Here is a 20,926-nt window from a genome sequence, read left to right on the forward strand (position 1 = left end):
CGTGATCTCGTACATCCTCCGTCGGACGTTCGCGGCAGTGATCCTGTTGCTGGTCGTCACCGCGGTCACCTTCGCCATCTTCTTCCTGCTGCCGCGACTCGCCGGCCAGACAGCGGATCAGTTGGCGCAGCAGTACATCGGCAAGAGCCCGTCGAAGGCGGACATCGCCGCGGTCAAGCACAACCTCGGTCTGGACCAGCCCGTCTACGTCCAGTACTGGCACTTCATCAAGGGGATCGTGGCCGGCGCCACCTACGACCTCGGCCCCACCACGGTGCACTGCAACGCACCCTGCTTCGGCTACTCGTTCAAGAACCACCAGGCGGTCTGGCCGCAGCTCACCTCCCGCCTTCCGGTGACCCTCTCGCTGGCCGCCGGCGCCGCGGTGATGTGGCTGCTCGCGGGTGTGGTGATCGGCGTGATCTCCGCGCTGAAGCCGCGCTCGGTCTTCGACCGCACCTTCATGGGCGTCGCGCTCGCCGGTGTCTCCCTGCCCATGTTCTTCACGGGCAACCTGGCGATCCTGCTCTTCACCTACACATGGCCGGTCTTCGGCCGCACCTACGTCCCGCTCACCGAGAACCCCTCCGAGTGGGCCAACACCCTCTTCCCGGCGTGGTGTTCGCTCGCGCTGCTGTACTCCGCCATCTACGCGCGGCTCACCCGCTCGGGCATGCTGGAGACGATGAACGAGGACTTCATCCGCACGGCCCGCGCCAAGGGCCTGCGCGAGCGCAAGGTCGTGGTCCGGCACGGGCTGCGCGCCGCCCTCACCCCGATCATCACGGTCTTCGGCATGGACCTCGGCCTGCTGCTGGGCGGCGCGGTGATCACCGAGAGCGTCTTCTCGCTGCACGGCGTCGGCCAGTACGCGGTGCAGGCCATCAACGACAACGACCTGCCGCCGATCCTGGGCGTGACCCTGCTCGCCGCCTTCTTCGTCGTCATCGCAAATCTCCTGGTGGACGTGCTCTACGCGGCCGCCGACCCGCGCGTGAGGCTCTCGTGACCGAACTCTCCAAGACCGGCGCCGCCGTGGGCGAGCCCACCTCCCCCGGCAAGGCACCCGAAGCCTTCCTCGAGGTCCGCGACCTCAAGGTGCACTTCCCGACCGACGACGGCCTGGTCAAGTCCGTCGACGGGCTCAGCTTCTCGCTGGAGAAGGGCAAGACCCTCGCCGTCGTCGGCGAATCCGGATCCGGCAAGTCGGTCACCTCGCAAGCCATCATGGGCCTGCACCGGCTCGGCACCCGAGGCAAGAACGTGCAGATGTCCGGCGAGATCTGGCTGGACGGCAAGGAACTGGTCTCCGCCTCCCCGGACGAGGTGCGCAAGCTCCGCGGCCGTGAGATGGCGATGATCTTCCAGGACCCGCTGTCCGCGATGCACCCGTACTACAAGGTCGGCGACCAGATCGTGGAGGCCTACCGGGTCCACCACAACGTCAGCAAGAAGGTCGCCCGCCAGCGGGCCATCGAGATGCTCGACCGGGTCGGCATCCCCGAGCCGGCCAAGCGCGTCGACGGCTACCCGCACGAGTTCTCCGGCGGTATGCGCCAGCGCGCCATGATCGCGATGTCGCTGGTCAACAACCCCGAACTGCTCATCGCGGACGAGCCGACGACCGCCCTCGACGTGACCGTCCAGGCGCAGATCCTCGACCTGATCCGGGACCTGCAGAAGGAGTTCGGCTCCGCGGTCATCATGATCACCCACGACCTGGGCGTGGTCGCCGAGATCGCCGACGACGTCCTGGTGATGTACGGCGGCCGGTGCGTGGAGCGGGGCCCGGCCCACGAGGTCTTCGAGAAGCCGCAGCACCCGTACACCTGGGGTCTGCTCGGTTCCATGCCCCGTATCGACCGTGAGACCTCCGAACGGCTCATCCCGGTCAAGGGCCAGCCGCCGAGCCTCATCAACGTCCCCTCGGGCTGCGCCTTCCACCCGCGCTGCCCGTACGCGGACATCCCCAAGGGGAACGTCACCCGCACGGTGCGCCCCGAGCTGGAGCAGGTGGGCACCGGGCACTTCTCCGCCTGTCACCTCCCGGCCGAGGACCGTGAGCGGATCTGGACCGAAGAGATTGCGCCGAAGCTGTGAGTGAGACGAAGAAGACGGACACCGTCGCCGAGACCGTCGTCCCCAAGCAGGCGTCGGCGCCCGAGGACCGCGAGGTGCTGCTCAAGGTCGAGGGACTGACCAAGCACTTCCCGATCAAGAAGGGCATTCTCCAGCGCCAGGTCGGCGCGGTGAAGGCCGTCGACGGCATCGACTTCGAGGTGCGCAAGGGCGAGACCCTGGGCGTGGTCGGCGAGTCGGGCTGCGGCAAGTCGACCATGGGCCGGGTCATCACGCGCCTCCAGGACCCGACCGGCGGCCGGATCACCTTCGAGGGCCAGGACATCACGCGGCTGAGCACCGGGCAGATGCGTCCGCTGCGCCGCGACATCCAGATGATCTTCCAGGACCCCTACGGTTCCCTGAACCCGCGCCACACCATCGGCTCGATCGTCTCGGCGCCGTTCCGGCTCCAGGGCGTGGAGCCCGAGGGCGGGGTGAAGAAGGAGGTCCAGCGGCTGCTGTCGCTGGTCGGCCTGAGCCCCGAGCACTACAACCGCTACCCGCACGAGTTCTCCGGCGGCCAGCGCCAGCGCATCGGCATCGCCCGCGCGCTCGCCCTGAAGCCGAAGCTGGTCGTGGCCGACGAGCCGGTCTCCGCGCTCGACGTGTCCATCCAGGCCCAGGTCGTCAACCTCATGGACGACCTCCAGGAGGAGCTGGGCCTCACCTACGTGATCATCGCCCACGACCTCTCCGTGGTGCGGCACGTCTCGGACCGGATCGCGGTGATGTACCTCGGCAAGATCGTCGAGCTGGCCGACCGCTCCTCGCTGTACGAGTCGCCGATGCACCCGTACACCAAGGCGCTGATGTCGGCCGTGCCGGTGCCGGACCCGAAGCGCCGGGGCCAGAAGAGCGATCGCATCCTGCTCAAGGGCGACGTGCCCTCGCCCATCGCCCCGCCGTCCGGCTGCCGCTTCCACACCCGTTGCTGGAAGGCGACGCAGATCTGCAAGACGACCGAGCCGCAGCTCGTCGAGCTGAGGCCCGGCCAGCGGGTCGCCTGCCACCACCCGGAGAACTTCGCCGACCAGGCCCCGCAGGACACGGTCCTGCTGTCGGCGGCGAAGGAGGCCGCGGAGCTGGTCCCGGACGCGGTGCTGGAGGGGTCGGCGCAGACGCCGGCCGCCCCCGAGGCCGCGAAGGAGGCGCCCGAGAAGGCCGCCGCCACCGAGCCGACCGCCGTCGCGGAGGAGGCTTCCGAAGAGGAGGCGGCTTCCGAAGAGGAGGCGGCTTCCGAGGACGAGGCGGCTTCCGAGGACGAGGCGGCTTCCGAGGACGAGGCGGCTTCCGAGGACGAGGCTTCCGAGGACCAGGCCTCCGAGGAGCAGCCCTCGGACGACGCAGCCGAGGCCACCGCCGAGGCCACCGCCGAAGGCGCCTCCGAATCCGGCGCCAAGGCGCCCGAGGCCGGCTCGAAGGAGTCAACCGACAAGTAGCGCATGACAACTGGGCAAAGTCATGCACATGGCCAAACGGGAGAGTGCAGAGTCGTCCGTGTCCGTCCACAGACCGGCACACGCTCGAAAGGGCCGACCATGGCACTCTCCCGTTCGGCACGTTTAGGGGCCGTCGCCACCGCGGCGGCCTCGTTCCTGGTCATCGGCGCCTCCTCCGCCCCCACGCCCGGCGCGGCCGGCATCGGCGACCCCTACTTCCCACAGCTCGGCAACGGCGGCTTCGACGCCCGCCACTACGACCTGGACATCGCCTACGACCCGGGCACCGGCCGCCTGGACGGCCGTACGACCCTCACCGCGCGCGCCACCCAGAACCTCTCCTCCTTCGATCTCGACCTCCAGAAACTGGAGATCACCAAGGTCGAGGTCGACGGCAGACGAGCCCGGTTCACCCGCAACGGCGACGAGGTCACCGTCACCCCGCGCGGAACCCTCGCCAAGGGCAGGCGGTTCACGGTGTCCGTCACCTACGGCGGCATACCCGAGCCCCTCGGCGGCCCGATCGTCTTCGGCTCCAAGTACGGCTGGATGAAGACCGCCGACGGTGTCTTCGTCGCCTGTGAACCCAACGCCGCCTCCACCTGGTTCCCCTCCAGCGACCACCCCGCCGACAAGGCCACCTACGACATCCGGATCAAGGCACCCAAGGGCCTGACCGGCGTCTCCAACGGCCGGCTCGTGTCGACCTACGACCGGGGCGGCTCGACGTACACGCACTGGCGGGAGGGCCGGCCCATGGCCACCTACCTCGCCACCGCCACCATCGGGAAGTTCGACGTGCGCACCGGCCGCACCCCGGGCGGCATCCCGGTCTACGTCGCCGTCGACCCCGTCCTGAAGAACAGCAACAGCGTCGACGTGTACGCGGTCACCGCCGCGGCCACGGACTACTGGTCGAAGGTCTTCGGGCCGTACCCGTTCGAGGAGACCGGCGCGATCGTCGACGACATGCCCGAGGCCGGGTTCTCCCTGGAGGTGCAGAGCAAGCCCGCCTACTCGGCCGTGCGCAGCGAGACGACGATCGTGCACGAGCTGGCCCACCAGTGGTTCGGCGACTCGGTGAGCGTGGCGCAGTGGAAGGACATCTGGCTCAACGAGGGCTTCGCCACCTACGCCCAGTGGCTGTGGGCGGAGCACCAGGGCACCCGCACGGCCCACGACTCCTTCCTCGCCGACTACAACTCCCGCGCGGCCGCCTCGTCCTTCTGGCAGATCAAGGTGGCCGACCCGCAGCGGGACACGATGTTCGCCTCCGCCGTCTACGACCGCGGCGCGATGACGCTCCAGATGCTCCGGGAGCGGATCGGCGACCGGGCGTTCTTCAAGCTGCTGCCCACATGGACCCGGCTCCACCGGTACGGCAACGCGGACACGTCCGACTTCATCCGCCTCGCCGAGCGGATCAGCGGGCAGCAGCTCGACGACCTCTTCACCACCTGGCTGTTCACGCCAGGCAAGCCGACCCTCTAGGCCTGGCTTTGTAAGGTTCGCGCGCCCTGACAGGTGAGAATGTCAGGGTGCAGCTCCAGCAACTCTTCAGCCCCTCCGTCCAGCACACGCTCGATGTCATCGGCATCTTCGTGTTCGCGATCTCCGGCGCCCTGCTGGCCGTCCGGAAGAACTTCGACGTGTTCGGCATCGCCGTGCTCGCCGAGGCCACCGCGCTGGGCGGGGGACTGTTCCGCGACGTGGTCATCGGGGCCGTGCCCCCGGCGGCCTTCACCGACCTCGGGTACTTCCTCACCCCGTTGATCGCCACGCTCGTCGTCTTCTTCCTGCATCCGCACGTGGAGCGCATCCAGTCGGCGGTGCTCGTCTTCGACGCGGCCGGCCTCGGCCTGTTCTGTGTCACGGGCACCACGAAGGCGTACTCCTACGGTCTGAACCTGACCGCGTCCGCGACCCTCGGCCTCGCCACCGCGGTAGGCGGTGGCGTGCTCCGGGACGTGCTCGCCAACGAGGTTCCCTCGCTGCTGCGCTGGGACCGCGACCTGTACGCGGTCCCCGCGATCGTCGGCGCCACCATGGTGGTGCTGTGCATTCGCTACGACGCGCTGACTCCGCTCACCAGCGGACTCGCCGTGGTCACCGCTTTTGTCCTGCGTCTGCTGGCGATGAAGTTCCACTGGCGAGCGCCGCGTGCCTGGAACCGCCGGTCGACCGTGTCCGAGGAGTAGTCCCTGCGGCCCCCGTGGTCCCGGGGGCCCCGGCCAGAGACCGGTCCTGGCCCCGGGCGTGGTTCTGGCCCATCTGCAGGGTCAGCCAACGGAACACCGTGGGGACCTGGGGCTGCCACAGCGTCATGTTGTGCCCGCCCGCGCTGCGCGGCAGGAACACCACGTGCACGGTCGTCGGCGCCTTGGCGGCGGACTCCATCGCCACGCCCGCCTGGTAGCCGTCCCCGGACTCGCCGGAGAAGTACAGCGCGACCCGCGGCGGCGAGACCGCCTTCCTGAGGATCAGGAACGGGTTGTTCTCGGCGCGCAGGGTGGGGTTCTGCGCGGCGAGGGAGTTGCGCTCGCCGATCGGGTCGTTGTACCCGGACATGCTCACCGCGGCCCGGTAGCGGTCGGGGTGCGCCACGGCCAGCTTCACCGCGCAGTGCGCGCCGGCCGAGTATCCGGCCACGGCCCAGCCCTGCGGCGCGGGCAGCGCCCGGAAGTTGTCCGTGACCATCTTCGGCACGTCGATGCTCAGCCAGGTGTCGGCGTTGACCTGACCGGGGATGTTGGCGCAGCCGGTGTCCACGCCGGCCAGCAGGTTGGTGCGCGGGGCCACCAGGATGAAGGGAGCCACCTCGCCGCTCTGCATGAGCGGCAGCAGCTGCTCGTGCGTCTTCATCGCCCCGAACCAGGCCTTGGCGGAGCCGGGGTAGCCCGGCAGCATCTCCACGACGGGGAACTTCTTGTTGCGGTAGGCCGGATCGTTGTACTGCGGCGGAAGCCACACGTAGACCTCGGCGTTCACACCCGAGACCCGGCCCTTGAGCTGGGTGACGCGCACCCCGCCGGCCGCGTGCATCCCGGGCCCGTCGGCCTGCTTGAAGTCCTGCTTGACCTTGGGCAGCTTCTTGAACGCTATGCCGCCGGTGCCGTCCCGGCCGAGGTCGGCGGCCTGCTGGACGTGGTTGCCGGTGCCCAGCAGGTCGGCCCAGTTGTCGTACAGATTGTTCTGGTTGTTGACCAGCACGAAGACCAGCGTGACGGCGGTGCCCTGGGCGAACAGCAGCATCAGCACCCGGGCCGCGGTGCGCAGGGCTTTGGGCCCTCGCATCCTCGACCAGAGGACGAGCGGCACTATCAGGGCGACCACCGACAGCATGATGGTCGTGTAGAGGAACGGAGTCCCGGTGAGGCTCATGTCCCCATAGAGGGAAATCGGGGGCTCGGGGTTGTGGACGTGTCCGGACACTTACCGAGAAATTGCCGGAACCTCACTCTGTAGAGGGGATCCTGCCGCAATCCGTCATGCGAACGCAACACGCAAAGCTACCGCTTAGTAATTTCCTGTTGTACCGTTCACCCATGCCAGAAGCAGCTTCCGCACCCTCCTCGACCCTCGGCTTCCCCCGAGCGGGGGGATCCCCGTCGCGGGCCGTGATCGGCGACAGCGAGTTCGACCGGGACACGGCGGTCACCCGGCGCGAGCCCGGTGTCTACGACATCGACCTCTCGGCCGGCTGGACCATCTTCGACGCCGTCAACGGCGGCTTTCTGCTGGCGGTCCTCGGCCGGGCCCTCGCGGACGCCCTCCCGCACCCGGACCCGTTCACCGTCTCCGCCTACTACCTGACCGCGTCCCGGCCGGGCCCGGCGGTCGTGCGCACCCAGACGGTCCGCACCGGCCGCACCCTCTCCACCGGCCAGGCCTCCCTCCTCCAGTACGACGACGAGGGCAACGAGGTCGAACGCATCCGCGTCCTCGCCTCCTACGGCGACCTCTCCGACCTCCCCGACGACGTCCGTACGACGGCGACGCCGCCCGCGATCCCGCCGCTGGAGTACTGCTTCGGTGCCGACGACGCACCGGAGCCGCTGCCGGGCGGCTCGGCCATCGCCGAGCGGCTGATGCTCAAGCTGGACCCGGCCACCCTCGGCTGGGCGGTCGGCGCCCCCTCCGGCAAGGGGGAGATGCGCGCCTGGTTCGGGCTTGCCGACGGCCGCGACGCCGACCCGCTCTCGCTCCTGCTCGCGGTGGACGCCCTGCCGCCCACCGCCTTCGAGATCGGTCTCAAGGGCTGGGTGCCCACGGTCGAGCTGACCGTCCACGTCCGCCGGCGCCCGGCCCCCGGCTCGCTGCGGGTCTCGATCACCACCCGCAACCTGGCCGGCGGCTTCCTGGAGGAGGACGCCGAGATCTGGGACAGCGAGGACCGTCTGGTCGCCCAGTCCCGCCAGCTCGCCCGGTTCAGCCGCGGCTGAGCGGCACACGGCCCGTCCAGGCCGCCAGCCGCTCGTAGACACCGGCCCCCTCGGACGCCTCCCGGCGGGCGTCGAAGGGGGTCTGTGCGTCGCGGGGACGGGAGTCCGGCAGCACCCGGCGGGCGGTGGCGAGCGCGAACTCGGCGGGCTCCGGGTCGAGTTCCGCCGGGTGGCCGAGGGCCTCGGCGAGGTCCCAGGTGTGCGTCACCAGCTCCATGACGTAGCCGGAGAGCGCCGCATGACCCGGGACCTCGCCCCAGGGCACCCGCACCGGGCTCGTCATCCGCTCGTCCGCCTCCCAGGCCTTCAGGACCCGCACCCGCACGTCCTCGTAGGCCGCCGCCCAGCCGTCGTCCTCGACGCCCTCGGCGAAGGGATGCACGGCGAGTCCGTCACCGCCCTCCCCGACCACGGCGATCCGCCGGGTGCCGCCGACGATGTGGCTCAGCAGGGTCCGTACGTCGAACTCGGCACAGGGCGTCGGGCCGCCGAGCTGCTCGGGGCGCACCGCCTCGATGAGCGCGGCCGCCTGCTCGGTGGCGCGGGTGTAGACGGGGCGCGGGTCGATGAAACCGGTGGTGGTCATGGGTGCCTCTCCGAATGGTCACTGCTGCGGGTGGTCGGCGCGGTCGGCGGATGCGGCCGGCCCGGACGGAACGCCGGTCCGGACGGCCGGCCGGGACGGACTTCCTGGTCGGTCGGTCCGAACGGTCGGTCCGCACGATCTGTCTGCCTGGCCGGTCCGGTCGCGTACGGGCCGCACGGTCCGTCCGTGCAGCCGGTCGGTTCGATCGGTACGTGGAGAAGGATGCGCGGATAACCTGACAGATTCCGTCAACATTTGCGCCGGGGTCCGGTGCGACGGGATCGTGGGGGCGTGAAGTCCGACCGGCTGCTGTCGATCCTGCTGCTCCTGCAGACCCGGGGCCGGGTGCCCGCGCACGAACTCGCCGCCCGGCTGGAGGTGTCGGTGCGCACCATCTACCGGGACGTCGAGGCGCTGTCGGCCTCCGGCGTCCCCGTGTACGCCGAGCGCGGCCGGCACGGCGGCATCGAACTCCTCGCCGGATTCCGCACGGACGTCACCGGCCTGACCGCCGACGAGTCCCGGGCCCTGTTCATCCTCGCCGCCCAGGGCGCACACGCCGCGCTGGGCCTGGACGCGGCGCTCGGCTCGGCCCTGCGCAAGGTGATGGCGGCCCTGCCGGCCCCGCACCGGCCCGCCGCCGAGGCCACCAGCCGCCGCATCCTGGTCGACGCCACCCGCTGGCGCGGCGGCCCGCAGCAGGCCGTCGACCTGGAGGGGCTGCAGGACGCGGTCTTCTCCGACCGGCGGCTGAGGCTGCGCTACCGCCACAGCGGGCAGCGGGACCCGCGCACGTACACCGTGGACCCCTACGGCCTGGTCGCCAAGGCCGGCGTCTGGTACCTGGTCGCCGACCGGCACGGCGGGCCCCGGCTCTTCCGGGCCGACCGGGTGCGCGCGGTCCGCCTGCTGGAGGAGGCGGCGCGGCGCCGGCCCGGTGTGGAACTCGCCGACGTCTGGGAGGTGCTGCGCCGGCAGGTGGAGGAGCGGGCGGAGGATGTGATCGGCCTGACGGTACGGGTCCGGCGCGCGTGCCTGGACAGGTTCCGGCGCCTGGTCGCCGCGCAGCTGACCGAACTGCCGGACGACGACGGCGAGAGCGACTGGGTCACCGCCCGTCTCTCGTACCCGACGCTGCCGGCGGTGCGCCAACTCCTGCCGTTCTCCGACGAGGTGGAGATCCTGGACCCGCCCGAGGCCCGCGCGGAACTGCTCCTGGCGGCCCGTCGTGTCACGGACCTGTACCGGGACGAGGCCCGCGAGGGCCGGTGAAGTCCCGGGGCCGGGCGGTGCACCTCGGGAATACCGGCGGTGCGCCCGGAGGCGGCCGGGACGGTCCCGGGGGTCAGGGGCGGCGGGGCCGGCCCGAGGCGACCGGAGCCGGCCGGAAGGCGGCGTCGGGGCGGGCGGGGCGGGGTCAGTCCCGCCAGTGCCGGCGGCCGATGGTGATGAGCCGCATCTGCCGGGTGGCGAGCTGGGTGACCCGCTCCCGCTCGTCCTGCGGGGCCTCCAGGGCCTCCAGGAAGAGGGAGGCGGTGACCAGCATCTGGTCGACGTAGAGGTGCGCGAGCATCAGCAGGTCGTCGTCGTTCCAGCCCTCGGCCTGCGGGTCCTTGGCCAGTTCGGTCTTCACCTCGTCGGCGAAGCGGGCGAGTTGGTCCCGGATGGCCTCCCGCACCGGCTGGACGCCGCCGTGGCGCTCACGGGCGATGAAACGGACGTGGGCGGGGTGCGTGTCCACGTGGTCGGCTATCAGCTCGATGGCCCGCGAGATGCGCTCCTCGCTGCCGCCGGCCGTGGACACCGTGGTGCGGACCATCGGGTGCAGGCTGCCCAGCGCCTCGTCGACCAGGGCCACGCCGAGGTCGGCCGTGGAGCGGAAGTGCCGGTAGAAGGCGGTCGGAGCGACGCCGACGGCTCGGGTGACCTCGCGCAGACCCAGACTGCTCAGACTCTGTTCCTCCAGCAGGGCGAGCGCGGCGTCCAGGAACGCCTGCCGGGTCTTCTGCTTCTGGGCCTGCCGGATGCCGAGGGTGTGACTCATGTCATCCAGTTAACAACTGTTCTCTGGAATTTTAAAGCCGTGCGAGGCGCTAGACTCAAAGTCAGTGAACAACTGTTACTACAACTGTTCACCGAAGCTTCACACGAGGCTTCGTACCAGGCATCCCGGAGGGGGGATCCGAACCCATGATTTTCCTCGTCGCCGCACTCATGCTGCTCGGCGTCGTGCTGGGCACCGTGGCCCACGCGCCGCTGGGCGTCACCGCCACCGCGGCCGTCGTCATCGCCGTCTGGCTCGCCGTCTTCGCCGTCCGCGAGCGCCACGGCCGCCGTCGCCGCACCTCGGCCAACTGACCGTCCACAACGACTTCCAGGAGCTGAGCACCATGCAACTCACCGCACCGGCCGCCGGTCGCCCCGACACGCGCACGCGCGACGCCGACGGCATGGCCGTGGCGTCCTTCATCCTCGGCCTTCTCGGCCTGCTCGTCCTCAACATCTTCCTCGGCCCGATCGCCATCGCCCTGGCCGGCGTCGCCCTGTGGCGCGGCACGTCCCGCCGGGGCCGCGCGTACCTGGGCCTGGGCCTGGGCGTGGCCGACCTGGCGGTCCTGGTGATCGCCATGGAGATGTCCCACACGGTGTCGTGGAGCCTGTGACCCGATCACCCGCACCGTGACGCCGCCGAGGCCCCGAGGACGACGGGGCGCGGCCGCGCGACTCCCGCTCCCGCTCCTGCTCCCGCCATGGGCAGACCGTTCGCCGCCAAAGTGCGACCTCGCAGCGGGGCCGACGGGCGGCGCGCCGTAGAATCGGCGTCACCATGGCTTACCTCGACCACGCCGCCACGACCCCGATGCTCCCGGAGGCGGCAGAGGCACTGACCGCCCAACTGAGCATCACCGGCAATGCGTCCTCACTGCACGCCTCAGGCCGCCGGGCCCGCCGTACGGTCGAGGAGTCCCGTGAAACCCTCGCTGAAGCGCTGGGTGCCCGCCCCAGCGAGGTCGTCTTCACCTCGGGCGGCACCGAGGCCGACAATCTCGCGGTGAAGGGCCTGTACTGGTCCCGACGCGACGCCGATCCGGCTCGCACCCGCGTCCTGGCCAGCCCCGTCGAGCATCACGCCGTGCTCGACGCCGTGCACTGGCTCGGCGAACACGAGGGCGCCACCGTCGAGTACCTCCCCGTCGACTCCTACGGCCGTGTCCATCCCGAGGCGTTGCGCGAGGCCATCGCCCGCAACCCCGACGATGTCGCCCTGGCCACCGTGATGTGGGCCAACAACGAGATCGGCACGGTGCTGCCGGTACGTGAACTGGCCGATGCGGCGGGCGAGTTCGGTGTCCCCCTGCACGCCGACGCGGTCCAGGCCTTCGGTCAGGTTCCGGTCGACTTCGGCGCCTCGGGCCTCGCCGCGATGACGGTGTCGGGCCACAAGATCGGCGGCCCCTACGGCATCGGCGCGCTCCTGCTCGGCCGCGAGTACACCCCCGTACCCGTCCTGCACGGCGGCGGTCAGGAGCGCCACGTCCGCTCCGGCACCCTCGACGTTCCCGCCGTCGCCTCCTTCGCGGTGGCCGGCCGCCTCGCCGCCGAGCAGCGCGAGTGGTTCGCCCGCGAGATCGGTGCCCTGCGGGACCGTCTGGTCGACGCCGTCCGTGCGGCCGTACCGGACGCGATCCTCGGCGGCGACCCGGCGCCCGGGGGCCGCCTCCCGGCCAACGCGCACTTCACCTTCCCCGGCTGCGAGGGCGACTCCCTGCTGCTCCTGCTGGACGCGCAGGGCATCGAGTGCTCCACCGGCTCCGCCTGCACCGCGGGCGTCGCCCAGCCCAGCCATGTCCTGCTCGCCACCGGTACCGCTCCGGACCTGGCACGCGGCACCCTGCGCTTCTCCCTCGGCCACACCTCCACGGAGGCGGACGTCGAGGCGGTCGCGGGGGCCATCGGTCCGGCGGTGGAACGAGCCCGCGCCGCGGGCCTGAGCTGAGCGGCTGAACGGCCGGGCAGCGGCTCCGGGAGACGGGCGCACACGAAGGACCGGCACGGTACGAAGGGCTGGTGCACTCGAAAGACCGGCTTGCGCGGAAGGCGGGCGCGTCCAGAAGGCCGGCGCACGCAAAGAACCTACGAGACGGGTTCCCTTCGCCGGTATTGTCCGGATCAGGTGACTGGGGGTCGCCTTCCAGTCCAGTACGTGCGACTTTCCGGCCTCTCAGTCCGACCGTCGACGTCGGCCCCAGCGGAAACCTTGTGTCTCTCGCCCAAGTCGGCTACTCCGCTCGAACTCCCTCACTCGCCTCGTAGGCCACTTCCAGCATAGAACGTCCGATGCAATACGGCATGGCGCACATCATGATTTTTTTGCTGTTGTGCCCCGATTGTCGGCGCCTGTCGCACCAGCCTCATGTACCGCCCCCAGTCCCAGTGCGGCCCCGGATCGGTGTGGTCGGTCCCCGGCACCTGCACATGGCCGATGATGTGCTCCCGGTCGGCCAAGAAGCCGTAACGACGGCATATCGCCGCCGTCAGCCGGGCCGAGGCCGCGTACATCGCGTCCGTGAAGGACGAGGCGTCCTCCACGAAGCCCTCGTGCTCGATGCCGACGCTGCGTTCGTTGTACCCCCGGTTGCCCGCGTGGAAGGCCACGTCCAGCTCGCGGATCAGCTGGGTGATCCGGCCGTCCCTGCGCACGATGTAGTGCGCCGCCGCCCCGTGTGCCGGATCCTGGAAGGCCTTCACCGCGCTGCGGTAGCCGCCCTGCGTGACATGGACGACGACCCGGTCGACCGTGTAGTCGTCCGGCCGGTCCGCCCGCCGGTAGTTGGCCGGTGACGCCGCCACCCACCGCGCCCCCCGGAAGTCGACCGCCCCCGCCACCCGCGGTCTGTCCACCCCCGGCAGCCGCCACCACAGATGGGACAGCTCCTGCCGGGCCAGCACGGCCGTGCCCACGGCCGCCGCGGCCCCGCCGACGAGCAGGGCCCGCCGCCCCAGCCGCCGGTCCGCGTCGCCGCCCGCCGTCCCTGCCGTCCGCCCGGTCCTCGCCCCCATGTGATCGTCAACGGATGTCCGGCGGCCCCGGTTCCCGCGCCCCGTACTCTGGAAGGGCTATGACTGACACCCCGCAGCCCACCCGCCCCCTCCGCGTCCTCGCCGCCATGTCGGGCGGCGTGGACTCCGCCGTCGCCGCCGCCCGCGCGGCCGAGGCGGGCCATGACGTGACCGGCGTCCACCTCGCGCTCTCCGCGAACCCACAATCCTTCCGCACCGGCGCCCGGGGCTGTTGCACCATCGAGGACTCGCGCGACGCCCGCCGCGCGGCCGACGTCATCGGCATCCCCTTCTACGTCTGGGACCTCGCCGACCGCTTCCGCGAGGACGTCGTCGAGGACTTCGTCGCCGAGTACGAGGCCGGGCGCACCCCCAACCCGTGCCTGCGCTGCAACGAGAAGATCAAGTTCGCCGCGCTGCTGGACAAGGCGCTGGCCCTCGGCTTCGACGCGGTCTGCACCGGTCACTACGCACAGGTGGTCGTGGGCGAGGACGGCTCCCGCGAACTGCACCGCGCCTCCGACATGGCCAAGGACCAGTCGTACGTGCTCGGCGTCCTGGACGAGCAGCAGCTCGCCCACGCGATGTTCCCGCTCGGCGACACGGTCACCACCAAGGAGGAGATCCGCGCGGAGGCCGAGCGCCGGGGCCTCGCGGTCGCCAAGAAGCCGGACTCGCACGACATCTGCTTCATCGCCGACGGCGACACCCAGGGTTTCCTGGCACAGCGGCTCGGCAGGGCGGAGGGCGACATCGTCGACGAGTCCGGCGCCAAGCTGGGCACGCACGAGGGCGCGTACGGCTTCACCATCGGCCAGCGCAAGGGTCTGCGCATCGGCACCCCGGCCGCCGACGGCAAGCCGCGCTACGTCCTCGACATCTCCCCGGTGTCCAACACGGTGACCGTCGGCCCGGCCGCGGCCCTGGACGTCACCGCCCTGACGGCGATCAAGCCGCGCTGGTGCGGCACCGCCCCGGCCGGCCCCGGCACCTACACCGCCCAGCTGCGCGCCCACGGCGGCGAGACCGAGGTCACCGCGGAGCCGGTCGACGGCGAGCTGCGCGTCACCTTCGCCGAGCCGGTCCGCGGCGTCGCCCCCGGCCAGGCGATCGTGCTGTACGACGGCACGCGCGTGGTGGGCTCGGCGACGATCGCGTCGACCTCGCGCGGGGCGACAGCGCGGTCTGACCGTCCGGGCCGGGGCGCCCGGTGAGCCCTGCAGGGTCCGGCAGGGGCGCCCGGTGAGCTGCTCGGTCCGGCAGGGTCACCCGGTGAAGAACTCGGCGAGCACGGGTCCGAGGACGTCCGGTTCCACCATGTGCGTCTGTCCCTCCAGCACCTGGTAGGTGCTCTGCGGCACCGCGTCGGCCACGGCGTGGTTCGCCTCGCGCATCCACCGGGGGCTCGCCCCGCCCGCGACCACCAGGACGGGCACGGGGATCGCGGCCAGCCGATCTCGGGGCAGCAGGCCGTCGCCCATGACCGCGTCGTCGTACGCGAGGCTCGGGGCGACGGCCTCCATACCGGCCCACATGGGCGACTGGCGGGCGCCTTGGATCATCTCCTCGCCCAGGCCCGTCAGACGCAGGAACAGCTCCACCGCGTCCCCGCGCCGGCCTTCGGCGAGCGCCCTGCTCAGGTTCTCCTTGTACGCGGCCTCCCGCTCGGCGCCGCCGTCCAGGAAATCCGCGAACGGAGCCTCGTACACGGCGGCCCGACGCACCGGCAGGCCGCTCGCCGCCGCCTCCAGGACCAGCGCACCGCCCGAGGAGACGCCGAACAGCGCCGCCTCGCCGCCCACCGCCTCGATCACGGCGGCCAGGTCCTCGACCTCGCGGGCCACGGCGTACGGCGCCGTGTCACCGCTCTCGCCACGGCCCCGCCGGTCGTAGACGACGGCCGTACAGCGGTCGGCGAGCCGGTGCGCGAGGGGTGCCACCGTGCCGCCGGTGGACATCGCGCCGCTCACCAGGATCACCGCCGGCCCCTGGCCGGTCACTCGGTACGCGAGGGAGGTGCCGTCGCGGGATGTCGTCTTCTTGTCCATGCCCGTGCAGACTGCCGCACGGCGCCGGGCTCATCGGTCACGACACGTCGGCGTCGTAGAAGCAGAAGTGATCCCTGATCTCCGCCACGTCCGGCTTGGGGTCCGGGTACGCCCACACCAGGTCGGGCGCGTCCGGCAGCGACCAGTAGGAGGCCGTGCCCTTGAAGGGGCAGACGGTGTGCGTGTCCGACGGGGTGAGCAGGTCGAGGCGTACGTCCTCGGCGGGGACGTAGTACCGCGGCGGACAGCCCGTCTCGTGCAGGACGAGGGGGCGGTCGGTCTCCGCGAGCACCTGGTCGCCGTGCACCACGCGCACGTGCCGCTCGCTCTTCTCGATGGTGATCGTGTGTCCATGGGCCATACAGGGACAGCACCGGCGGGCCCGGACTTCTTCCCGCGTACGGTGGGGCAGATGAACATCTGCGTCTTCCTGTCCGCGGCCGATCTCGACGAGCGGTACACGCGCCCCGCGCGCGAGTTCGCGACACTGCTCGGAAAGGGCGGGCACACGCTGGTGTGGGGCGGTTCCGACGTCGGACTGATGAAGGTCGTCGCCGACGGTGTGCAGCAGGCCGGCGGCAGGCTGCTCGGCGTCTCGGTCGGCTTCCTGGCGGCGAAGGCGCGGCCCGGAGCCGACGAGATGGTCATCGCGGCCGATCTCGCCGAGCGCAAGAGGCTGCTGCTGGAGAAGGCCGACGCGGTGGTGATCATGGTGGGCGGGACCGGGACGCTGGACGAGGCCACCGAGATCCTGGAGCTGAAGAAGCACGGCCGCACCGACAAGCCGGTGGCGCTGCTGAACACCGCGGGCTTCTACGACGGCCTGCAGGAGCAGTTCCGCCGCATGGAGGACGAGGGCTTCCTGCCGCGTCCGCTGTCCGAGCTGATGTTCTTCGCCGACGAGCCGGCCGCCGCGCTCGCCCACCTCGAGACGTCGCTCCCGCCCCGCTGATGCGAGCATGGCTCGCATGGCTACTCATGTGATCACCGGGGCCGGTTCCGGCATCGGCGCGGCCGTCGCCCGCCGTCTGCACGCGCGCGGGGACGAACTCGTCCTGCACGCGCGCGACGCGGGCCGCGCGAAGGAACTGGCGGCCGAGTTCCCCGGGGCCCGCACCCTGGTGGGCGATCTGTCGGACCCGGACCGGCTCTCCTGGGCCTTCTCGCACCAGACGCTCCCGGAGCGGGTCGACTCGCTGCTCCACATCGCCGGAGTGGTGGACCTCGGCGAGGTCGGCGAGCTGACCCCGAAGTCCTGGAGCCGGCAGCTCAGCGTCAACCTGATCGCCCCTGCCGAGCTGACCCGGCACTTCCTGCCCCAGCTCCGCGCCACCCGCGGCCATGTGGTCTTCGTCAACTCCGGCGCCGGGCTCACCGCGCACGCCGGCTGGTCCGCGTACGCCGCTTCCAAGCACGGCCTGAAGGCCCTGGCGGACTCCCTGCGCCAGGAGGAGCACGGCAACGGTGTCCGCGTCACCTCCGTCTACCCCGGCCGCACGGCGAGCCCCATGCAGGCCAAGGTCCACCAGCAGGAGGGCAAGGACTACGACCCGGACCGGTGGATCGACCCCGAGTCGGTCGCCACGACCGTCCTGATGTCCCTGGACCTGCCGAGGGACGCGGAGGTCAACGACTTGACGGTGCGGCCGGGTCGGTGACCGTGTCGCCCCCCGGCACGTCTGCCGACCGGGTCGGGTGGTGGGCGGGCACGGGCCGGGGGGGCCAGGGGGCGGAGGCCCCTGGTGCGGCGGCATACCCTGCCGGGGTGAGTGAGAAGAGCGAGTTCAGGTTTTCCGGGGCCACCGGCGTCGGGTCCATGCCCGGAGGGGACGCGAGGGAGGCCGCCAAGACGGTCACCGGCAGCTTCGAGGACTTTCCGTATCTGCCCGAGCTGCCCGCCCGGGGCCCCGGCGCCGACATGATCGGCCGCAGTGCCGGCATGCTGGTCGAGCTGTACGCGCGCGTGGAGCCCAGCGGCTGGCGGATCGGCGACCGGCCGGGCCGGGACACCAAGCGCGCCCGGTCCTGGCTGGGCGAGGACCTGGACGCTCTGGAGGAGTTCACCCAGGGCTACGAGGGCGACCTCAAGGTGCAGGCGGTCGGGCCGTGGACGCTGGCCGCCGCGCTGGAGCTGAAGAACGGCGAGGCCGTCCTCTCCGACCCCGGCGCCTGCCGTGACCTCGCCGCCTCCCTCGGCGAGGGCCTGCGGCTCCACCTCGCCGAGGTGCGGCGGCGGATCCCCGGCGCCCGGCTCGTCCTCCAGCTCGACGAGCCCTCCCTCACCTCCGTACTGCGCGGACAGGTCCGCACCGCCAGCGGATACCGCACGCACCGGGCCGTGGACCGGCAGATCGTGGAGGCCACTCTGCGCGACGCCATCGGCGTCCACGACGGCGGACCCGTGGTCGTCCACTCCTGCGCCCCCGACGTCCCCTTCGCCCTGCTGCGCCGGGCCGGCGCGTCCGCCGTCTCCTTCGACTTCTCGCTCCTCACCGAGCGTGACGACGACACCATCGGCGAGGCCGTGGAAGCGGGCACCCGTCTGTTCGCCGGTGTCGTGCCGGGCACGGACGGCCCATTGTCAGACCCTGCCGGTAGCGTCATGGGTGTCAGGACGCTGTGGCGCAGGCTGGGGCTGCAACCCGGGCTGCTCGCGGAGGCGGTCACGGTCACCCCGGCGTGCGGTCTCGCGGGTGCTTCCCCGGCCTACGCACGCCAGGCGCTCGCCCACTGCGTCCAGGCGGCGAGATCCCTCGCGGACAACCCAGAGTAACGGGAGGACAACACGGTGGCCGGCGACAAGCAGCAGGCGGAGACGGCAGTGCCCGCCGAGGCACGTGACAGGCACGCGCAGCTCGCTGAGCAGATCGAGGAGCACCGCTTCCGGTACTACGTGAAGGACGCTCCCGTCGTCAGCGACGCGGAGTTCGACACGCTCCTGAAGACTCTGGAGGCGCTGGAGGAGCAGTATCCGGAGCTGCGCACGCCGGACTCGCCGACCCAGAAGGTCGCGGGCTCGTACGCGACGGAGTTCACGGCGGTCGAGCACCGCCAGCGGATGCTGTCGCTCGACAACACCTTCAACGACGACGAGTTGGCTGCCTGGGCCGACCGCATCGCCAGGGAGCTGGGCGAGCAGGAGTACCACTTCCTGTGCGAGCTGAAGGTCGACGGTCTCGCGGTCAACCTCACCTACGAGCAGGGCCGCCTCACGCGCGCGGCGACGCGGGGCGACGGCCGCACCGGCGAGGACATCACCCCGAACGTCCGCACGATCGCGGAGATCCCGGACCGTCTGCACGGCGACGACGTCCCCGACCTCGTGGAGATCCGCGGCGAGGTCTACTTCCCGATGGAGAAGTTCGAGGAGCTGAACGCCCGTCTGGTCGCGGCCGGCGACAAGCCCTTCGCCAACCCGCGCAATGCGGCGGCCGGTTCGCTGCGCCAGAAGGACCCGCGGGTCACCGCCACCCGCCCGCTGCACATGGTGGTGCACGGCATCGGCGCCCTGGAGGGCTTCACGGGCATGACCCGCCTCTCCCAGGCCTACGACCTGCTGAAGACCTGGGGCCTGCCCACCTCCTCGCACAACCGCGTGGTCGACGACCTCGACGGCGTACGGCAGTTCATCGCCCACTACGACGGCGAGATGCGCCACTCCGTGGAGCACGAGATCGACGGCGCCGTCGTCAAGCTGGACGAGATCCGGCTCCAGGGCCGTCTCGGCTCCACCGCGCGCGCCCCGCGCTGGGCGATCGCCTACAAGTACGCGCCGGAAGAGGTCAACACCAAGCTCATCGACATCAAGGTGGGCGTCGGGCGCACCGGCCGCGTCACCCCGTACGCGCAGGTCGAGCCGGTCACGGTGGCGGGCAGCGAGGTCGAGTTCGCCACCCTGCACAACCAGGAGGTCGTCAAGTCCAAGGGCGTGCTCATCGGCGACACCGTGGTCATCCGCAAGGCCGGCGACGTCATTCCGGAGATCCTCGGGCCGGTGGCGGACCTGCGTGACGGCAGCGAGCGGGAGTTCGTGATGCCGGGCGAGTGCCCCGAGTGCGGGACGCCGCTGCGGCCCATGAAGGAGGGCGACATCGACCTCCGCTGCCCCAACGCGCGTACCTGCCCGGCCCAGTTGCGCGAGCGCGTCACCTACCTCGCGGGCCGCGAGTGCCTGGACATCGAGCACTTCGGCGGGGTCGCCGCGGCCGCGCTCACCCGCCCGCTGGAGCCGGCCGATCCGCCGCTGGTGGACGAGGGCGACCTCTTCGACCTGACGGTGGAGAAGCTGCTGCCCATCAAGGCCTATGTCCTCGACGCGGACAGCGGTCTGCCCAAGCGGGACCCCAAGACAGGCGAGGAGAAGGTCGTCACGGTCTTCGCCAACCAGAAGGGCGAGCCGAAGAAGAACACCCTCGCCCTGCTGGAGAACATCGAGGCGGCCAAGGCGCGGCCGCTCGCCCGATTCCTCAACGGGCTGTCGATCCGGCACGTCGGACCGGTGGCCGCGCAGGCCCTCGCGCGCGAGTTCCGCTCCATCGACCGTATCGAACAGGCCAGTGAGGAAGAGCTCGCCACCACCGACGGCGTCGGCCCCATCATCGCCGCCGCGCTCAAGGAGTGGTTCGCCGAGGACTGGCACCGGGAGATCGTCCGAAAGTGGAAGGCCGCGGGAGTCCCGCTGGAGGACGAGTCGTCCGGCGAGGACGAGGGGCCGCGCCCGCTGGAGGGGCTCACCGTCGTCGTCACCGGCACGCTGGAGAACTTCACCCGGGACGGGGCCAAGGAGGCACTGCAGACCCGCGGTGCCAAGGTGACCGGTTCTGTCTCGAAGAAGACCGCGTTCGTCGTCGTCGGTGACAACCCGGGGTCGAAGTACGACAAGGCCATGCAGCTGAAGGTTCCGGTTCTGAACGAGGACGGTTTCGGCGTCCTCCTGGAGCAGGGACCCGACGCGGCGGCCGAAGTCGCGCTTCCGACCGGAGAGTAGCGGTTGAAGGCCACCCGATCGGCGCATATCAGATGCATAGGGGTGGCCCGGGCGCATTCGGGCAACCGTCGACGACCGCTGCCCGAGGAAGCCTTCTGCGGCCTACTGTTGAGGTGTGCACCTGCCGTGCCCAGCTGCGGTTGGGGCATTCCCCTGCTCGCAGAGGGCACGGGGAAGTGATGTTCGACGCGGACGCCGATGGCTGTCGGGCATCGGGCTGCATGGCGTGGGCACCGCCGGCT

General features: G+C 71.1%; 21 protein-coding genes and 1 riboswitch. Of the genes, 15 read left to right on the top strand and 6 right to left on the bottom strand.

Going from position 1 to position 20,926, the window contains the following annotated elements:
- Position 1: 1 nt before the first annotated feature.
- From ACFZCP_RS39190 to ACFZCP_RS39210, 5 genes are all read left to right on the top strand, one after another.
- A complete protein-coding gene (locus tag ACFZCP_RS39190) occupies positions 2-1,009 on the top strand; it encodes an ABC transporter permease (RefSeq protein WP_362698135.1) in 1,008 nt (335 codons plus the stop codon).
- Positions 1,006-2,100, top strand: a complete 1,095-nt coding sequence (locus tag ACFZCP_RS39195) for an ABC transporter ATP-binding protein (RefSeq protein ID WP_362698132.1) — start codon at positions 1,006-1,008, stop codon at positions 2,098-2,100. Before ACFZCP_RS39190 ends, ACFZCP_RS39195 begins: the two co-directional genes overlap by 4 nt.
- Positions 2,097-3,560, top strand: coding sequence for a dipeptide ABC transporter ATP-binding protein (locus ACFZCP_RS39200; protein WP_391439120.1), 1,464 nt, complete (start codon positions 2,097-2,099; stop codon positions 3,558-3,560). Before ACFZCP_RS39195 ends, ACFZCP_RS39200 begins: the two co-directional genes overlap by 4 nt.
- A 99-nt stretch (positions 3,561-3,659) precedes the next feature.
- The gene (locus ACFZCP_RS39205) at positions 3,660-5,051 is read left to right on the top strand and encodes a M1 family aminopeptidase (RefSeq protein WP_391439126.1); all 1,392 of its coding nucleotides are present in this window, start codon (positions 3,660-3,662) and stop codon (positions 5,049-5,051) included.
- A gap of 47 nt (positions 5,052-5,098) precedes the next feature.
- Positions 5,099-5,758 (top strand): trimeric intracellular cation channel family protein, encoded by a 660-nt coding sequence (locus ACFZCP_RS39210; RefSeq protein WP_362698123.1) that lies wholly within the window; start codon positions 5,099-5,101, stop codon positions 5,756-5,758.
- Here the strand turns inward: ACFZCP_RS39210 and ACFZCP_RS39215 are convergent.
- On the bottom strand, positions 5,667-6,941 hold the full coding sequence (locus ACFZCP_RS39215; RefSeq protein ID WP_391439131.1) for an alpha/beta hydrolase-fold protein: 1,275 nt from the start codon (positions 6,939-6,941) through the stop codon (positions 5,667-5,669). The genes ACFZCP_RS39210 and ACFZCP_RS39215 overlap by 92 nt on opposite strands.
- 164 nt (positions 6,942-7,105) lie before the next feature.
- Here ACFZCP_RS39215 and ACFZCP_RS39220 point away from each other — a divergent pair, with 164 nt between their 5' ends.
- Positions 7,106-8,002, top strand: a complete 897-nt coding sequence (locus tag ACFZCP_RS39220) for an acyl-CoA thioesterase domain-containing protein (protein WP_391439134.1) — start codon at positions 7,106-7,108, stop codon at positions 8,000-8,002.
- Here the strand turns inward: ACFZCP_RS39220 and ACFZCP_RS39225 are convergent.
- The gene (locus ACFZCP_RS39225; RefSeq protein ID WP_391439136.1) at positions 7,989-8,588 is read right to left on the bottom strand and encodes a TIGR03086 family metal-binding protein; all 600 of its coding nucleotides are present in this window, start codon (positions 8,586-8,588) and stop codon (positions 7,989-7,991) included. The two genes, ACFZCP_RS39220 and ACFZCP_RS39225, sit on opposite strands and share 14 nt — an antisense overlap.
- A 291-nt stretch (positions 8,589-8,879) precedes the next feature.
- Here ACFZCP_RS39225 and ACFZCP_RS39230 point away from each other — a divergent pair, with 291 nt between their 5' ends.
- Complete coding sequence (locus tag ACFZCP_RS39230) at positions 8,880-9,860, top strand: WYL domain-containing protein (protein WP_391439139.1); 981 nt, start codon at positions 8,880-8,882, stop codon at positions 9,858-9,860.
- Between the two features lie 145 nt (positions 9,861-10,005).
- On the opposite strand, the gene ACFZCP_RS39235 is transcribed toward ACFZCP_RS39230, so the two are convergent.
- The gene (locus ACFZCP_RS39235) at positions 10,006-10,632 is read right to left on the bottom strand and encodes a TetR family transcriptional regulator (RefSeq protein WP_391439141.1); all 627 of its coding nucleotides are present in this window, start codon (positions 10,630-10,632) and stop codon (positions 10,006-10,008) included.
- 146 nt (positions 10,633-10,778) lie between these two features.
- Between ACFZCP_RS39235 and ACFZCP_RS39240 the strand changes: the two genes are divergently transcribed.
- The 3 genes from ACFZCP_RS39240 (at position 10,779) to ACFZCP_RS39250 (ending at position 12,585) form a co-directional block, all read left to right on the top strand.
- Positions 10,779-10,946: a hypothetical protein gene (locus ACFZCP_RS39240; RefSeq protein WP_362698105.1), complete on the top strand. Its 168-nt coding sequence runs from the start codon at positions 10,779-10,781 to the stop codon at positions 10,944-10,946.
- A 32-nt stretch (positions 10,947-10,978) separates the two neighbouring features.
- On the top strand, positions 10,979-11,251 hold the full coding sequence (locus ACFZCP_RS39245) for a DUF4190 domain-containing protein (RefSeq protein ID WP_391439144.1): 273 nt from the start codon (positions 10,979-10,981) through the stop codon (positions 11,249-11,251).
- Between the two features lie 164 nt (positions 11,252-11,415).
- On the top strand, positions 11,416-12,585 hold the full coding sequence (locus ACFZCP_RS39250) for an aminotransferase class V-fold PLP-dependent enzyme (protein ID WP_391439148.1): 1,170 nt from the start codon (positions 11,416-11,418) through the stop codon (positions 12,583-12,585).
- A gap of 133 nt (positions 12,586-12,718) precedes the next feature.
- Positions 12,719-12,899, bottom strand: a riboswitch (TPP riboswitch).
- On the opposite strand, the gene ACFZCP_RS39255 is transcribed toward ACFZCP_RS39250, so the two are convergent.
- Complete coding sequence (locus ACFZCP_RS39255) at positions 12,888-13,649, bottom strand: N-acetylmuramoyl-L-alanine amidase (RefSeq protein WP_391439152.1); 762 nt, start codon at positions 13,647-13,649, stop codon at positions 12,888-12,890. It overlaps the preceding riboswitch by 12 nt.
- A 59-nt stretch (positions 13,650-13,708) precedes the next feature.
- On the opposite strand from ACFZCP_RS39255, the gene mnmA reads away from it, so the two are divergent.
- Positions 13,709-14,863 (top strand): tRNA 2-thiouridine(34) synthase MnmA, encoded by a 1,155-nt coding sequence (gene mnmA / locus ACFZCP_RS39260; RefSeq protein ID WP_391439156.1) that lies wholly within the window; start codon positions 13,709-13,711, stop codon positions 14,861-14,863.
- Between the two features lie 51 nt (positions 14,864-14,914).
- Here the strand turns inward: mnmA and ACFZCP_RS39265 are convergent, their stop codons facing one another.
- Both ACFZCP_RS39265 and ACFZCP_RS39270 read right to left on the bottom strand, forming a co-directional pair.
- The gene (locus tag ACFZCP_RS39265) at positions 14,915-15,697 is read right to left on the bottom strand and encodes an alpha/beta fold hydrolase (protein ID WP_391439159.1); all 783 of its coding nucleotides are present in this window, start codon (positions 15,695-15,697) and stop codon (positions 14,915-14,917) included.
- 37 nt (positions 15,698-15,734) lie between these two features.
- The gene (locus ACFZCP_RS39270; protein WP_362698087.1) at positions 15,735-16,058 is read right to left on the bottom strand and encodes a DUF427 domain-containing protein; all 324 of its coding nucleotides are present in this window, start codon (positions 16,056-16,058) and stop codon (positions 15,735-15,737) included.
- A 51-nt stretch (positions 16,059-16,109) separates the two neighbouring features.
- Between ACFZCP_RS39270 and ACFZCP_RS39275 the strand changes: the two genes are divergently transcribed.
- The 4 genes from ACFZCP_RS39275 (at position 16,110) to ligA (ending at position 20,684) form a co-directional block, all read left to right on the top strand.
- Positions 16,110-16,649 carry a TIGR00730 family Rossman fold protein gene (locus ACFZCP_RS39275; RefSeq protein ID WP_391439166.1) on the top strand — a complete coding sequence of 180 codons (540 nt, stop codon included), beginning with the start codon at positions 16,110-16,112 and terminating at the stop codon, positions 16,647-16,649.
- Between the two features lie 7 nt (positions 16,650-16,656).
- Positions 16,657-17,355 (top strand): SDR family oxidoreductase, encoded by a 699-nt coding sequence (locus tag ACFZCP_RS39280; RefSeq protein WP_391439169.1) that lies wholly within the window; start codon positions 16,657-16,659, stop codon positions 17,353-17,355.
- Between the two features lie 107 nt (positions 17,356-17,462).
- Positions 17,463-18,470: a methionine synthase gene (locus ACFZCP_RS39285; RefSeq protein WP_391439174.1), complete on the top strand. Its 1,008-nt coding sequence runs from the start codon at positions 17,463-17,465 to the stop codon at positions 18,468-18,470.
- A 15-nt stretch (positions 18,471-18,485) separates the two neighbouring features.
- Positions 18,486-20,684 carry an NAD-dependent DNA ligase LigA gene (gene ligA / locus ACFZCP_RS39290; RefSeq protein WP_391439177.1) on the top strand — a complete coding sequence of 733 codons (2,199 nt, stop codon included), beginning with the start codon at positions 18,486-18,488 and terminating at the stop codon, positions 20,682-20,684.
- Positions 20,685-20,926 lie beyond the last annotated feature (242 nt).

It is taken from the genome of Streptomyces sp. NPDC007971 (assembly GCF_042958635.1).
Lineage (GTDB): Bacteria > Actinomycetota > Actinomycetes > Streptomycetales > Streptomycetaceae > Streptomyces.

What these genes read in the sequence shown, in the direction of transcription:
- ACFZCP_RS39240 (WP_362698105.1), top strand. Translation starts at nt 10,779, where the DNA reads ATGATTTTCCTCGTCGCCGCACTCATGCTGCTCGGCGTCGTGCTGGGC.
- ACFZCP_RS39265 (WP_391439159.1), bottom strand. Translation starts at nt 15,697, where the DNA reads ATGGACAAGAAGACGACATCCCGCGACGGCACCTCCCTCGCGTACCGA.
- ACFZCP_RS39245 (WP_391439144.1), top strand. Translation starts at nt 10,979, where the DNA reads ATGCAACTCACCGCACCGGCCGCCGGTCGCCCCGACACGCGCACGCGC.
- ACFZCP_RS39215 (WP_391439131.1), bottom strand. Translation starts at nt 6,941, where the DNA reads ATGAGCCTCACCGGGACTCCGTTCCTCTACACGACCATCATGCTGTCG.
- ACFZCP_RS39205 (WP_391439126.1), top strand. Translation starts at nt 3,660, where the DNA reads ATGGCACTCTCCCGTTCGGCACGTTTAGGGGCCGTCGCCACCGCGGCG.
- mnmA (WP_391439156.1), top strand. Translation starts at nt 13,709, where the DNA reads ATGACTGACACCCCGCAGCCCACCCGCCCCCTCCGCGTCCTCGCCGCC.
- ACFZCP_RS39220 (WP_391439134.1), top strand. Translation starts at nt 7,106, where the DNA reads ATGCCAGAAGCAGCTTCCGCACCCTCCTCGACCCTCGGCTTCCCCCGA.
- ACFZCP_RS39235 (WP_391439141.1), bottom strand. Translation starts at nt 10,632, where the DNA reads ATGAGTCACACCCTCGGCATCCGGCAGGCCCAGAAGCAGAAGACCCGG.
- ACFZCP_RS39250 (WP_391439148.1), top strand. Translation starts at nt 11,416, where the DNA reads ATGGCTTACCTCGACCACGCCGCCACGACCCCGATGCTCCCGGAGGCG.
- ACFZCP_RS39225 (WP_391439136.1), bottom strand. Translation starts at nt 8,588, where the DNA reads ATGACCACCACCGGTTTCATCGACCCGCGCCCCGTCTACACCCGCGCC.
- ACFZCP_RS39270 (WP_362698087.1), bottom strand. Translation starts at nt 16,058, where the DNA reads ATGGCCCATGGACACACGATCACCATCGAGAAGAGCGAGCGGCACGTG.
- ACFZCP_RS39255 (WP_391439152.1), bottom strand. Translation starts at nt 13,649, where the DNA reads ATGGGGGCGAGGACCGGGCGGACGGCAGGGACGGCGGGCGGCGACGCG.
- ACFZCP_RS39280 (WP_391439169.1), top strand. Translation starts at nt 16,657, where the DNA reads ATGGCTCGCATGGCTACTCATGTGATCACCGGGGCCGGTTCCGGCATC.
- ACFZCP_RS39275 (WP_391439166.1), top strand. Translation starts at nt 16,110, where the DNA reads ATGAACATCTGCGTCTTCCTGTCCGCGGCCGATCTCGACGAGCGGTAC.